Source organism: Candidatus Kerfeldbacteria bacterium, from assembly GCA_016214565.1.
Classification (GTDB): Bacteria; Patescibacteriota; Patescibacteriia; order UBA10025; family JAHIVO01; genus JAXDBW01.
The window spans coordinates 366408-381150 of the sequence record JACROE010000002.1 but is presented as its reverse complement, the minus strand read 5'-3'; the positions used below and the strand labels follow the sequence as shown (position 1 = coordinate 381150).

The 14743-nt window shown below is 48.9% G+C and carries 14 protein-coding genes; 11 read left to right on the top strand and 3 right to left on the bottom strand.

The features are described from left to right. Positions 1-13: 13 nt before the first annotated feature. From HZC01_01880 to HZC01_01830, 11 genes are all read left to right on the top strand, one after another. On the top strand, positions 14-2008 hold the full coding sequence (locus HZC01_01880) for a sodium-translocating pyrophosphatase (protein ID MBI5037435.1): 1995 nt from the start codon (positions 14-16) through the stop codon (positions 2006-2008). 24 nt (positions 2009-2032) lie between these two features. After that, positions 2033-2674, top strand: coding sequence for a 1-acyl-sn-glycerol-3-phosphate acyltransferase (locus tag HZC01_01875; GenBank protein MBI5037434.1), 642 nt, complete (start codon positions 2033-2035; stop codon positions 2672-2674). Position 2675: 1 nt separating this feature from the next. Further along, positions 2676-3341, top strand: a complete 666-nt coding sequence (locus HZC01_01870) for a 1-acyl-sn-glycerol-3-phosphate acyltransferase (protein MBI5037433.1) — start codon at positions 2676-2678, stop codon at positions 3339-3341. Between the two features lie 10 nt (positions 3342-3351). After that, positions 3352-4809: a hypothetical protein gene (locus HZC01_01865; protein ID MBI5037432.1), complete on the top strand. Its 1458-nt coding sequence runs from the start codon at positions 3352-3354 to the stop codon at positions 4807-4809. 113 nt (positions 4810-4922) lie between these two features. Further along, a complete protein-coding gene (locus HZC01_01860) occupies positions 4923-5465 on the top strand; it encodes a CDP-archaeol synthase (GenBank protein MBI5037431.1) in 543 nt (180 codons plus the stop codon). Continuing rightward, the gene (gene tig / locus HZC01_01855) at positions 5462-6745 is read left to right on the top strand and encodes a trigger factor (protein MBI5037430.1); all 1284 of its coding nucleotides are present in this window, start codon (positions 5462-5464) and stop codon (positions 6743-6745) included. The genes HZC01_01860 and tig overlap by 4 nt, the downstream gene beginning before the upstream one ends. 3 nt (positions 6746-6748) lie before the next feature. Further along, positions 6749-7582, top strand: coding sequence for a deoxyribonuclease IV (locus HZC01_01850; GenBank protein ID MBI5037429.1), 834 nt, complete (start codon positions 6749-6751; stop codon positions 7580-7582). After that, on the top strand, positions 7579-8217 hold the full coding sequence (locus HZC01_01845; protein MBI5037428.1) for a YdcF family protein: 639 nt from the start codon (positions 7579-7581) through the stop codon (positions 8215-8217). Before HZC01_01850 ends, HZC01_01845 begins: the two co-directional genes overlap by 4 nt. Before the next feature lie 12 nt (positions 8218-8229). After that, complete coding sequence (locus HZC01_01840; protein MBI5037427.1) at positions 8230-8736, top strand: YfcE family phosphodiesterase; 507 nt, start codon at positions 8230-8232, stop codon at positions 8734-8736. Continuing rightward, the gene (locus HZC01_01835; protein ID MBI5037426.1) at positions 8733-9509 is read left to right on the top strand and encodes an inositol monophosphatase; all 777 of its coding nucleotides are present in this window, start codon (positions 8733-8735) and stop codon (positions 9507-9509) included. The genes HZC01_01840 and HZC01_01835 overlap by 4 nt, the downstream gene beginning before the upstream one ends. After that, a complete protein-coding gene (locus HZC01_01830; GenBank protein ID MBI5037425.1) occupies positions 9506-9901 on the top strand; it encodes a riboflavin kinase in 396 nt (131 codons plus the stop codon). The genes HZC01_01835 and HZC01_01830 overlap by 4 nt, the downstream gene beginning before the upstream one ends. Here HZC01_01830 and HZC01_01825 read toward each other — a convergent pair. From HZC01_01825 to HZC01_01815, 3 genes are read right to left on the bottom strand one after another with little or no spacing between them, the layout of a single operon-like run. Further along, complete coding sequence (locus HZC01_01825; GenBank protein ID MBI5037424.1) at positions 9882-12218, bottom strand: DUF1704 domain-containing protein; 2337 nt, start codon at positions 12216-12218, stop codon at positions 9882-9884. The genes HZC01_01830 and HZC01_01825 overlap by 20 nt on opposite strands. Before the next feature lie 9 nt (positions 12219-12227). Continuing rightward, the gene (locus HZC01_01820) at positions 12228-13781 is read right to left on the bottom strand and encodes a hypothetical protein (GenBank protein MBI5037423.1); all 1554 of its coding nucleotides are present in this window, start codon (positions 13779-13781) and stop codon (positions 12228-12230) included. A 4-nt stretch (positions 13782-13785) separates the two neighbouring features. Beyond that, a complete protein-coding gene (locus tag HZC01_01815; protein ID MBI5037422.1) occupies positions 13786-14742 on the bottom strand; it encodes an ATP-grasp domain-containing protein in 957 nt (318 codons plus the stop codon). Between the last annotated feature and the right edge of the window lies 1 nt (position 14743).

Below are 14743 nucleotides of genomic sequence, written 5' to 3'. Positions count from 1 at the left end.
CTTACTATTTAGTATGTCAAACGCACTCTATATCTCTCTGGCCGCCGCTATTGCCGCTATTCTTTATGGCCTCTGGTTAGTTCGTTGGATCTTACGCAAGCCCGCAGGTAATGAAACCATGCAAGAAATTGCGCTGGCTATTCAGCAGGGCGCACGTGCGTATCTCAACCGTCAATATCGCACGGTTGCTGTTATTGCGGTGTTTATTTTTGGTTTACTCTGGTGGCTCCTGGACATCCAAACTGGTATTGGTTTCGTAATTGGTGCAATTCTTTCGGCTGTTGCTGGCTATATTGGCATGAATATTTCTGTCCGCGCCAATGTGCGCACTGCTGAAGCAGCTCGATCGGGGCTTGGCGCGGCATTAGCCATCGCCGCACGCGGTGGTGCCGTCACTGGTTTACTCGTGGTTGGTTTAGGGTTATTGGGTGTCGCTGGTTATTATGCCATTACCAAAGACGTGTCTGCTTTAGTTGGTCTTGGTTTTGGTGGTAGTTTAATCTCAATTTTTGCCCGGCTCGGCGGCGGTATCTATACCAAAGCAGCAGATGTGGGCGCGGATTTAGTGGGTAAAGTAGAGGCGGGTATTCCCGAGGATGATCCACGCAATCCAGCTGTGATTGCTGATAACGTGGGAGATAACGTTGGCGATTGTGCGGGTATGGCAGCTGATTTATTTGAAACTTATGCGGTCACGGCCGTAGCCGCAATGTTACTCGGTTCATTGACGTTTGATAATTTCGAAAATGCGCTACTCTTCCCACTGGTGATTGGTGCGCTGGCAATTATCTGTTCTATCCTTGGTGTCATATTTATCCGATTGGGCAAAGGGAAAAGCATTATGGGGGCTCTGTATAAGGGGTTGATCGTATCTGGCGTCTTAGCCGCGATTGGTTTCTTCCCTATTACTAATTGGTTGATGGCTGATAATGGACAGTACACTACGCTCAGCATTTATTTTGCCGCATTGATTGGTTTGGTCGTAACTGCACTGATCGTTCTATTGACTGAATATTATACCTCGACCAAATACGGCCCGGTGAAATCAGTGGCGGAGAGCTCTGAGACAGGTCACGGCACCAATATTATTACCGGACTCGCGGTCAGCATGAAATCAACCGCATTGCCGGTGGTGGTGATTGCCGCGGGTATTCTCGGTGCGTATGCCTTAGCTGATGTATATGGTATTGCTATCGCGGTGATGAGCATGTTGTCACTCGCCGGCATCATCGTCACGATTGACTCATTTGGTCCGATTACAGACAACGCTGGCGGCATTGCTGAAATGTCAAAATTGCCCGAGGACGTTCGAGAAGTCACTGATGCATTGGATGCGGTCGGCAATACGACGAAGGCAATCACGAAAGGCTACGCCATCGGTTCGGCCGGTCTCGCGGCGATTGTCCTCTTTGCTTCATATATTGAGGAACTGGCGGCTCAAGGAAAATTTTTTGATTTTTCTCTGGATGATCCGTATGTGATTGTGGGATTATTTATTGGCGGCTTACTGCCTTATTTCTTCGGCGCCCAAGCCATGCAAGCAGTGGGTACTGTGGCGGGGTATGTCGTGAATGAAGTGCGACGGCAGTTTAAAGAGAAACCCGGCATTATGCAGGGAACCGAGAAACCAGATTATGCCCGCACGGTTGATATTGTGACTAAAGGAGCGATTAAACAAATGATTATCCCGGCGCTGACGCCCGTACTCGCTCCCATCCTCGTGGGCTGGATCCTTGGCCCCGTTGCTCTGGGTGGATTATTAGTCGGGAGTATCGTGACTGGCATCTTTGTGGCCATTTCCATGACCACCGGCGGTGCGGCTTGGGACAATGCCAAGAAATACATCGAGCAAGGTAATCATGGTGGCAAAGGATCTTCGGCTCATGCAGCGGCAGTAACTGGCGACACGGTTGGCGATCCATACAAGGACACGGCCGGCCCAGCCATTAATCCCATGATTAAGATTCTCAATATCGTTGCTATTTTGATTATTGGGATCATTATTTAATTATTTCTCCTCGAAGACCAGCCTATGTATCGGCTTTTCTTTCGACTGTTGCGCCCGCTTGGCCGCCGCGTGATCACGCCGGTGACCGGCACGGAGAATATTCCTCAAAAACCCCCGTATATTTTGGCTTTGAATCACGTGGGGTTTTTTGATGGGCCCGCCATTGCCATGACCATGTTGCCGTACTTAGCCGAACCAATCCAATTTTTAACGCTCGATATTATGTGGCGTCTCTGGGGTGGGCCGCTGGCTACCCGGTATTGGGGGATGGTACGGCTGCAACCGGGCAATGTTCGCGGATCATTAGAACGTATGATTGAGCTGGCGCGCGCCGGAAAGACCGTGGGTATTTTTCCGGAAGGTGGCCGAAATACCCATCCACCGCAGTTAATGTTGGGCAAGACTGGGGCAATCCGCATGGCGCTGGCAACCGGAGTGCCGCTTATTCCAGTTGGCATTCAAAACACGATGGGCTTTTCTATGCTCAGCTCATTTGCTAGCTTCTTGAGACCCGATCGTCACATTGCTATTCATTTTGGTAAGCCATTGGATTTGAGTGCGTATCGTCATCAACCAATCACTCGTGAATTATTGCATCGCGCCACTGATGACTTAATGCGCACCATTGGCGCATTAATTGGCGCCCCTATTACCCCACACCAATAGTATGTTTTATCCAATTTCTCGTCGAACTCTTTTTCCCTTCGTTCGGTTTTTTATCAAGAAGACGGTTGGTTTGGAAAACGTACCTTTGCAGGGGCCCTATCTTATCGCCTGTAAACATCTTGGGCCATTGGACGGCGTGTTTATTGGCGCAGTGCTGTTACCCTATCTCAAACAGAAGATCGCATTTATTTCAAATACGGCCCCCTGGGGCTGGTATTGGGAAAAAATTGTAGCAGAAAAATGGGCGAATTGTATTCCATTTGAACGAGACAACCCGCACCGTTCGCTTGAGATTGCGGACACGTATTTAAAAAAGGGAAACATTGTTGGTATTTTTCCGGAGGGGATCATTCAGGAGTATAATGAAGAAAAGATGCGGGCAAAGACTGGTACGGCTCGCTTGGCCATCTGGAATCGGGTGCCGATTGTGCCTATAGGCATGGTGCACGACGTGACGGTGCGTCCTGATCTTCCGAAATTGTATCGCCGGCGCCAGGTTATAAAAAATATACTCTTAAACCCACACGCGTTAGAAATCCACATCGGCAAGCCATTTGAACTGACGCAGTACTACGGGCGGGACTTGAGTAAGGATGTGTTGGTTGAAGCTACACATTTTATTATGGATCGTATTGATGGGTTAACACATATTAATAGGAAAAATTAACGAACACACTATGTCATATCTTTGGAACCGCATCACCCAGATGTCACTTGAGGAACAACGCTTATTACAAAATAAACGAGTCGCCTATTTCTTTCAGCATGAATTACCCTACTCGCCGTTTTATCGAGAATTATTCAAAAAGAATAATATTGATTTCAAATCAATTCGTACCGTCGATGATTTACAGCGCGTCCCATTTACCACGAAGGCAGATATCGCTCCAACCGCTGATGATAAGGGCAAGCCGCGTACCTTCATGCTGCAGCCTGATGAGCATTTGATTAAGAAATACGCCCCAATATCGCTCTTGGCTAAAGTCATCTGGGGGAAACTCACCGGTCAGGACGTAAAGCGGAAATTAGAAAAATTATACAAACCCATTCATCTTCATTTTACGACCGGTCGCAGTGCCCTGCCCACGGCATTCGGTTACACTGAATCAGACATTGAGATTCTGAAGGAGGCGGGTGAGCGCATGTTTGGCGTTGCACATGTGTCACGCGATAAGGTGGCAATCAATGCGTTTCCCTATGCGCCTCACCTTGCTTTCTGGCAAGCGTATAACGCGCTGGTGCAATTGGGGATTACTTCACTGCAAACAGGCGGTGGCAAGGTCATGGGCACACAGAAAATTATGGATGCGCTCGAAGGCATGAAAGCGGGGTTATTCGTTTGCATCCCTGGGTATGGCTATCACCTGTTACGCGAAGCGGTGAAACAGAAGCGTGACTTCTCAGGCCTGGAAACATTTATTACCGGTGGTGAACGCGCTAGCGAAGGTATGCGCGCGAAAGTAAAAGCATTATTGGCTCAGCTCGGCGCTCCGAATGTTCGATTCTTGAGTACATACGCTTTTACTGAAGCCAAGACTGCCTGGATTCAGTGTCATGAAAAGTCAGGGTATCACCTGTATCCTGATTTAGGTTATTTTGAAGTAATTGATACGGACGGAAAACGAGTTCCTGAGGGACAGCCGGGTGAGCTCGTTTACACCAGTTTTGGTTGGCGCGGATCAGTCGTTGTTCGCTATCGCACTGGTGACATGACCACCGGGATTGACTACAGTCCGTGCCAGTATTGTGGCCGAACTGTGCCACGCATTGGCATTGATTTGCAGCGGACAACCGAGATCAAAGAATTTCACCTCACGAAAGTAAAAGGTGAATTAGTAAATTTGAATGATTTTTATCCTCTCTTGTCAGGTTTGCCGGAAATTGAGGAGTGGCAAGTTGAAATTTCTAAAAAAGATAATGACCCGCACGGACTGGATGAGATTACCATATATCTCGCGCCAAAAGCCGGAGCTGATTTTACCCAATTGGAGCATACGGTGAACAAGTTGGTACATAATCAAATCTTTGTCTCGGCGGTTATCCGTCAGAAGCCCTTAGATGAGCTGCTCCGCATGCTGGGCATGGAGACAGAATTGAAGGAGAAGCGCATTGTCGATGTCCGACCAAAAGATTGATTCGGGAATGTTGGGAATATGCACGGTGGCATCGTAGTATTCTATCCCAACTTTAATTATTAGGTTGAACCTGATACAATGGCAGTACTTAATGTACTGTTTTTTGTAATGGCATGTGGTTCTTTATTGGGCAGGTAATCTGGTTTTTCCTTCCGGCGGGGATAGCAAATATGGGCGCGTCCATGTCCCGGTTTTTACCCGTACCTGCGCTGCCTATTGATGCTGGCCATACGTGGCGGGGAAAGCGTATCCTGGGTGATCACAAAACGTGGCGGGGGGTTATCACGGGAATGATTGCGGGCACGGCGTTTTTTTATCTCCAGCAGTGGTTGTACCAGTCGTATGATTGGGCGCACGACATCAGCTTATTGGATTATTCATCGGCCAGCATCGTGTTCCCACTCCTGCTGGGCGCTGGCGCACTGATTGGAGATATGGTAAAAAGTATTGCCAAGCGTCAATTTGGCATCGCGCCAGGCGTTTCCTGGATGCCGTTTGATCAGATTGACTATGTATTGGGGGCCGCTGGATTCGTCAGCCTTTCGGTTGTTCCGACGTGGCAGATGATTGGTACAGCTTTGGTGGTCGGGTTTAGCCTCCATATTCTCGTAAATTTAATAGCTTATTCGCTTCGCATTCAAAAGAATAAATTATGACAAGTACTCTTCAGAAACAATCGAACAGCACTGCGGTCTTGACCATCAGTATTCCTCATGATGATCTGGCGCCCTATCTCGAGCAGGCCACTCAGGAGATTAATCGGGAAGTGCGGATTGCCGGTTTCCGACCGGGCAAAGCCCCACGTGATATCCTGGAACGCGAGGTGGGCGCGATGCGCATCTACCAGCATGCCGCAGAAAAAGTTGTTGCTGCCACGTATCCGCAGGCCGTCGTAGAACATAATCTCCAGACCATTGGCACGCCTGAAGTGAGCGTGGAGAAGCTCGCCCCGGGAAATGAATTGGTGTATACCGCCACGGTGGCCTTGGTGCCGCAGATTAAGCTTGGTTCCTACCACAAAGTCCGTGAGGCACACAAAGAAGTGACGGTGACTGATGAAGAAATCGACACAACCATAACGCGGTTGCGGCGGATGTTTGGCGCTGAGCAACCGGTTGACCGGCCTCTGCAGTCGGGCGACGTGGCCGAGATTGACCTCGAAGTATTTCGTGATAATGTGCCGATTGAGGGTGGCAGTGGAAAAAAGCAGCGCGTGGTGATTGGCGAGGGGAATTTTATTCCTGGGTTTGAAGACGAGCTGGTTGGTGCGAAAAAGGGTGAGACAAAAGAATTTACCTTAACGTTTCCCAAGCAGTACCACGCCAAACACTTAGCGGGGCAACCGGCCACCTTCCGGGTGACGGTGCAGAGTGTCGCGGAAGTCACCTTGCCGCCACTCGATGATGCTTGGGCCAAAACCGTTGGTCGATTTGAAACTTTGGCAGCACTGCGGGAACAAATTAAAAAAAATATTACTGAGGAGAAAACGGAGAAAGAGCAGCAGCGCTGGGAATTAGCCATTATTGATCAATTGATTAATCAGACGACGTTTGATCCGATTCCCGAGATTCTTATTTCAAATGAATTAGACCGCATGCTGCATGAATTGGAGCACGATGTATCGCATCAGGGCATGAAGTTTGATGATTATCTGCAAAGTATCAAAAAAGATCGGGCGGGATTGCGCACTGAATTAACTCCGCGCGCTGAGCGGCGCGTCAAAACAGCTCTCATCCTACGCGCCTTAGCGGTGGCTGAGAAAATTACGGTTGAGGAATCCGAACTCACTGCTGCGGTGGAAAAGGAACAACAGGGCGTGGCCGATCAGCCAGACACCCTCAAGCAATTACAGTCGCCGGAATATCGCGATTATCTGAGGACTATTTTACGCAATCGAAAAGTTTTTGATTATTTCCGCGAGCGCAATCGCGCCTAGCCTATGTATATTGGCATTCATGTATCGATTGCCGGAGGTATCTTCAATGCTCCCGCAAACGCCCATGCCGAGGGCGCTGAGTGTTTCCAAATGTTTACTCGCTCGCCGCGCGGTGGAGCGGCCGGGAAGATTACCCCTGACGTGATTGCCAGTTATAAGACAGCCATGGCGGAACATGGCTTGTCGCATGCTTATGTTCACGCGCCTTACTACATCAATTTCGCCTCGGGTAAAGCCGCGATTCGACAGGCGTCCGCGCGTATTATTCGGGAAGAATTGGAACGGTCATCGGCTTTGGGCGTCCGCGCCCTGATGACGCATTTGGGGTCAGCCCGCGACGTTGGAGCCATTGAGGCGGTTAAATTGACGATTGCGGGTTTGCGCCAGGCGCTTGATGGGTACCGTGGAAGCTGCCAATTTTTAATCGAAAATGCCGCCGGGGCGGGCCATGTGATTGGCGGATCATTTGAAGAGATCGCCACGATACTCAAAGGTGTGACGCATCCATCAGTTGGCGTTTGTCTCGACACCTGTCACCTATTTGCTTCTGGATATGATTTGCGTACCCTGGCAACGGTGCATAAAACATTTGCTGATTTTGATCGTCTGGTGGGCTTGCGCCGTTTGACGGTATTGCATGCCAATGATAGCAAGGGCGGTTTTGGTTCACGCCTTGATCGTCACGAACATATTGGTAAGGGCGCCATTGGCATGGCGGGCTGGCGGGCGATTATTGGCCATCCCCGATTGCGGGACGTTGATTGCATCATTGAGACGCCGGATGGCGCGGCACGGATTGTCGATGTAAACACATTAATTAAATTACGAGACGTATGAGATCACCGTGGCAAGTTATGCGACTATTCCTCATGTGGGTGACGCTGGCCGGGTTGCTGGTGGTGCTCTGTGCGATGTATACCCCGCTTAATCAGTGGTTAGCGCAGCCGCTCGTCCGTGACGAGGTGCCGCGAAAGTCGGATGTTATCATTGTTTTGGGTGGCGGAGTGATCGTGGAAACAGAATCATTGCCGTATGGGCCTCAGGAGCGCGTGTATCGAGGCATGGAGTTGTGGCGCGAGCGATTTGGATCGGTACTTATTTTGACCGGAGGATTGGTTGATACAACTGATTTGAGAGAAAGTAGAATTATGCGCGCTTTTGCAGAACAGCATGGTCAGCCTCACGATACGATCGTAGAGGAAATCGACGCGCGGGACACTCACGAGAATGCGGTTAATTCAAAGCGCATTATGGAAAAGCGGGGCTGGAACACCGCCCTGGTAGTTACCTCCTACTTCCATACACGACGAGCGTGCGCGGTATTTGAGAAAGAAGGGGTGACGATTACCTGTATAGCTGCCTATCCCAGTGCTGACTTTCAGAGCAATCCGTATCGCAACTTGATTGAATTCCGCTCCATCCTTCGCGATTACCTGGCGACGGTGTATTATGCATTACAGGATTATATATAATAGTGAGTATCTATGAAATTAGCCATTATTTCCGATACCCATGACAATTGGGCCAACATAGACAAAGTTTTAGCTTATCTCAAAAATGAAAAAGCCGAGGCTATGATTCATTGTGGTGACGTGTGCGCCCCGATCACGATGGTACGCATCGCCGAAGCTTTCCCAGGACCAATTTATCTCAGCTTAGGCAATGTCGACGGTGACCCATTTCGCATGCTGACGAAAATCCAGGATGGCAGTGCCAAGAATGTGACTATCTATCAGGAGATTGGCGAATTTACCTTGGATAATAAAAAGATCGCTATTAATCACTATCCGGACATTGCCAAGAAGCTGGCGCAGTCGGGAGAATATGATCTGGTATTCTACGGGCATAATCATAAGCCGTGGGAGGAAACCATTGGTTCGACGCGTATGATTAATCCTGGCAATGTAGCTAACATGGTGTATCCGCCCACTTTTGCCTTGTATGACACGGCTACCAACGAACTTACCTTAATCCGAGTGAATGATTTATGAAGCAATACACAAACGTAGCTATCCAGGCAGCTCGGTTAGCCGGTCATCAATTGATGAAACGATTTCGTCATGTCACCACTCAGGGTGCTCAGCGTAAAGGACGACATGATATTGTTACCCATGCGGACATGGAGGCGAATGACATCATTCTTCACACCATTCGTCGACATTTCCCGCAGCATGATTTTTTAAGTGAAGAAACGGGGTTAGAGGATAATACCGATACATACCGCTGGACTATTGATCCCTTGGATGGCACGGTCAATTTTGCTCTGCAATCCCCACTTTTTTGTACGACTCTAGCGCTCCTCCATCAAGGGGAAGTTTTATGCGGGGTGATTTATGCACCCTTCGTTAAAGAATTGTATGTTGCCGAAGCCGGCGCAGGCGCTTGGTTGAATGGGAAGCGATTGCGCGTTTCTACTACCCATCGACTCAGTGACGCTTTGGTGCTGATTGGTCGGACGCATCATCCTATATCACATCGTAACTATATTATGCTGCAACGCCGGCTCGATCAGTGCGTGTTTAATTCTCGGTATTTAGGGAGTGGTTCTCTTAATTTAGCGTATACCGCCGTGGGTCGAAGTGATGCGACCGTCATGACTCCCCCGGGGGTCAGTGCTTGGGACGCTCCCGCGGGCGTACTCATGGTGCGCGAGGCAGGTGGTCGGGTGACCAATATGGACGGAAAGCCATGGCATCTGCAGAGCACGGGGGTCGTTGCTTCCAATGGCAAAATCCATAACGCACTAATAAGGGCGATTTCATGAAGCCGGTTGTAGTTCAGGGCATGGTCATTCGCGGTGAACAAATTGGAGAGCGCCAAGGCTACCCCACGGCAAATTTTTCTGGTTCCGTCTTACGGGGAACCGGGTTAACTGCGGGGGTGTATGTTGCCCGCACGGTCTTACGCGGACGCTCGTATCGGGCGCTGGCTGTTTTTGGCGTGCCCGGCAAGCGTATTCAAAAACGAGGTAAAACAGAATTGTATATTCTCAATCATCCGAATCGAGTGCTCTATGGCCAGCGAATTTCCTTCATCGTGTATAAAAAAATTCGTCCGCTGTACTGGTATCAACGGGAGGCGGCATTGCTAGCGCGTATTCGACGAGATATCCGGATCGCTCGAGCCTATCGCTACCCTACTCAGGGAAATATTTGATTGGCCAACTGCGGAAGTCAGTGATATATTCCGTGTCGCTGATTTTTATTTTCCCGACGTATAATTTTTTGAGCGCTTCGGCGCCGTGCGTAGCGACATATGATTCAATCTGCTGATTCCCGACAAAATACATACTATCTTTGGTGAAGGCGCCTGGTTGGCTCGTGTCCGTCATGCCACGTTTGACCCGGACACAGGTACGCCAGGCACGATCAGCATCGAGACCGTAGATGTCGGTGAGTTGGTGGTAGAGGTCAGCGAATGATAATTGCATGCCGAGGTAAATGGCGATCACGTTGAGCGCTGGGGAGAAAAATTTATCGCCCAGGTTAAGGTGCAGCCTATTTTGATTGTAAATAGCTAAACCTTCTTCAATGCTCAAATATCCTGCGGTACCGTGCTCAAACAGGCGGAATTTTTGCAGGCGGCCGTTTTCCATCCTAAAAATATGCGTTTCGATTTCATGGGCCACCAACGCCCGATAACGATTTTCTGAGATGCGGGCTTTTTTGTCCACTAAAATTGTATTCTGTCTGGTCACTTGCATGCCGGCAGTGGCCTGCTCAATCACTTTAATTTTCCAACGAGACAGCTTCTTTTCTTCCATATAGCGTTCCATACGGCGGATCACCTCTTCGATTCGTAATATTTTGCTGGTGTCGTCTACGTGTGGCGTCTGTTTGATGAGTCGCAGCGCATCGCGGTAGTGCCGTTCAGTTACCGCACCGTAGACCGACTGTGAACGTTCGGTGAGGTTGGCTTGGCCCACTCCTTCGATTAATTTTAATTTACGTTCAATTTCTTCAATTTTTTCTAGAAAGAGCGGCATCAGTGGATGGTCGACGCGGCGTGGAAGTTTACGTAGTTCAACCCGCGTGCTCTGGATGAGAGCGGTAGGCGTGGAATAGATAAATTGGGGAGAAGTATGCGGCGATACTTGAAATGCTTCACGCGCTTCAGAAAGATTCTGCGGTTTGAGGCGAGCTAAAACATGTAGAGATTCGCTTAAGCTGGCTAAACGTTGATCAATATTTTTAATAATTTTTTCGGCTGTTGGTGCGGTGCTGGTAGGAGTTGTTTTGTCCGTCCGTTTGGCACTTGAGTCAATTAAAAAGTCAGATAAGTATTTTCCGGCAATAATAATCTGGTAATCTCCTGGGGGAAGCGTGCCGCGCTCGACCGGCAGCCGCAGCTTTTTATCCCGTATGGTTATGCCGAGCAGCTTGGTTGATTCAGGAAGGGGCAGCGAGTCAGAAATGATGGTATGTTCGCTATGGGGGTCGATTTTTGCTTTGAGCTGCGTCACGCCAGGAACGTTTAATATATTGACGGCTTCAAATAAACCGATGATTGGCTTTGGGGTTGTTTTTGGTGCGCTGGTTTGTTTTTTGTCAGCCAGAATTTTGGTAAATAATGTTTGCCCCAATCTCACACCCTCGCTGGGCGATGTTACTTTCAGGTCGCTGACTTTCTCCAGACGTTTCCGTAGTAATGCTTGATTCGAGATTTGAATAGCCAGTCCCGCCCGGGCATTGAGTTCCAAAATTTTTACCCCATGGGTGGTCAGGGCGACATCAGCAGCTAAATAGCCGATTTGGGTATGGTATTGGGTTTGGGAGGCGGTGAGCAAAATGTCGTGCCACTGTGGCACGAGAATAGATCGAATCGGTTCGCCATTGGGCAGTTTTCGCACGAGGTTACGTCCACGGACGCCAAACGTGCCTCGGCCGGTACCGAGGTCGATGCCGACACCGATAGCTCCTAAATGCAGATTTGCTTTGCCATTTGAAGCGGCTGTAGGAAGTCGGAGCATAGCGATGACGGGTACATATTTGAAAACAATAATACGGATGTCTGGTAAGCCCGTCGCAGCAATACCCCGGAAGTATTCATGCGGTTCCAGTAGTTCTTCAAATAGAACCGTGTCCCCCAGTCCAGAAATTGCATAGCGGCCATCGAGGATGGACAAGCAGTGCTCGGTTAATTCCGCCCAGCTGTAGCCGGTGCCGCTGGCATCGATATATTTTCCGGATTTGGTATCCTGGATCGCGATAATTCCCTCGCCGCCGTACCCTTTGTTTGGCTTTATTACAAATCGTTTTGGCAGTACTGCAGGATTGAAGGCGCGCAAGCCGGCAGTATTAGTTATCTGTGCATATAATTTTGCCACGCCAATTCCCCGCGCTTGCAAGAAGCGCTTGGTAAACAGTTTGTCATCCGCTAAGCGCCGGTTCTTTTTTGAATTAAACCGAGAGACGTAGAGCAGATTGCGAGCATTGATGCCGAGGATACCTCCGGCAGTGGACATGAATGACATAGGCGCCGGTTATTCTTCTTCGATTGTTTTTTCTTTGAGGAGAGAACGGAATCGAACATACTCAGTCCATCGAAGGCCCGTGAATTTTCCTAGGATAATGGTGCCCAGGAGCGGTACCAAAATTAATTCAGGCCAGGACATGATGAGATTGGTGAAGGTGTCCCAGACGACGACGTAGTAGGCGACGGTAGACACGACAATCGTTGTAACCACGCCTGAAAGAGCGCTCCCGAGACCTTCTTCTGATTGAGCTGACAAAAATTTTTCTGAAATGGTAGACATGACGAGCATGGGGAAAATGGCGAGGGTAGCTGCCAGTGATAATTCATACAATGATACGATCCAGATGACGGCGAGGAAGGATAGGCCAATGGCTGATAGGATTAGACTTGTTTTGGGTATGTACAGAAGCCGAAATCGGCTGAGCGCGAGTCGGAGCAGATAGCTGATCGCCACGACCACCAACACTGTGCCTAAACCGACCCAGAGTCCGAGAATCAGTAGTGCCAGGGCGATGACCAGTGGCGTATACAGGCCGAAGGCAGTTATGCCTATCACTTGTCGAGCAAAAGTGATGATGAACGCAATAAATGGTACGGCTAAAATCAAATAGATGGTATTCGTCGGAATACCCTTGGCAATAAATGTCGAAATTGCGTGCGACAGGAAAAAGAAATTTGATTTTTCGCTGCGTGAATCGACGATACGGTATTCAATCGCTCGACTCTCGAGATTGGGGACGAGTTCGGCGTCCTCATCAGTCTCAAAAATTGGATTGAGAGATTCTTTACGGGTGAGCAAGATGAAGCGAGGGGCGATAACGCGGAATGATTGCTGGGTTAATTCTGCCGCAATCGCCATATTTTGGTCGGTGATTGAAACGACCAACTTTGATTCGAGGTTGATTTTTTTCTCCGGAACCAAATTTTGCCAATAGCGGGTAAATGATTGCAGGCCGACACTGCCATTCGTATAAAAAATGAGTACGTCCGCGGTAGTGATAAAATCAGCCTCTTGGGCAATCAAGGGGATAAGCTTTTCTTCAGTTAAAAAACCAGTTTCTGCTTCAGTGGATGATAACACCTTGAGCAGCACGCCATTATTAGCCGCTTGTTTAACGATCGCATCGAGGTTCTGCACGATTTCCCGGTCGGCAATCATGAGCATGCGAGTGTCGTATACGAAGACTTCTTTTTCTATGGTAACTGATTGGTCTGCCTGGGTGATGGTGAGTGCAACGCGGTGGATGCCCGTGCCGGAAAATTGATATAAAATTTCTGGACCGAACTGAGCAATGGTGCTGTCAGAAAAATCCCAGCGATAGGTGGCCACTCCCGCATCCGGATTGAGTATCGAATCAGTGGCGTCAAATAGTGTTTTTTTCCCAAATTCAATAAAATCTTCAGTGATTATGCGCGGCGTCAGGGTGCCAGCGATGACTGATTCAGCGGTGAGCGGCGTTTGTTCTATCGGGGTGATCTCCTCGCTTTGAGCGAAAACCGGATTGCATAAACTCATGAGGAGGATAGACAGACCGAGATAGGCTCCTATTTTAGATTGCATACGGCTAGTGCGTTAGGGCGCTCCAGAGAGTTTTCAGTAAACTCTGGTGCCAGTGGTGATAATATCGCTTCCAGGCTTTGTAGGGGAAGCCGGCGCGAGGGTTGAGTTCAAAAATATAAGGTCTTCCTTGTTCAAATCCGAAGTCAACAGCGTACATGCGTGGAGAAATATGGCGAAATAATCGATCAATCTGCTTCACTATTTTTTTTGCAGCCGGCGGGATGGCTGAGTATGGAATCTCGAGCATGCGGCCACCCTGAGCAATATTTGCCAGGTGCGAGTCAGGACGCGGGATGCGCACGTATGACTGCACTATTGTACCATTCATCAGCAGGACCCGCATATCATGTCGTTCGCGGCAGACTCCGGGGACGCCACTGCTCGTATCTATGTATTCCTGTATTAGGCCGTCGTAGCGGCGCAGTTTTTTAGCAACGACAGTTTTTGATCCGATTACAATTCCCTTTCCTTCACTGCCATGGATTGGTTTATACACGACGCGCTCCCCTTTTATTTTTTTGAGCGCAGCAGCGAATGATTTCTTATCAGTCGTACGGAAGGTGGGCTTCATGAATTTTTTGAGCAGTTGGTAGGTGCGCCATTTATTATCTGTAATCTGTATAAGCTGCCATTGATTAAGAATTGACCAATCTCGCCCACCATTACTTTTGAGTGGTGCTTTATTAAATACCACCCGAGCGTAAATTTTTTTATTGAATCGTTTGAACGTTCCTCTGGTGACGCGATAACCGTCGGTAAAGACGCCATTGCCTATATGTTTGTCAGCACCGCGGACAAGGAAGACGGCAAATTTTTTTTCCGCCAAACGCATAAAGTCCGTGATTGATTCACGGTATTGGGGATGATTGAAAGGATATGACCCGAGCGTTCCTTTGCCGGAACAATAGACAAGGTTTGGTTTTCCGTTCGTCGAACGGAGTTCACGAGATACGGTGGACATA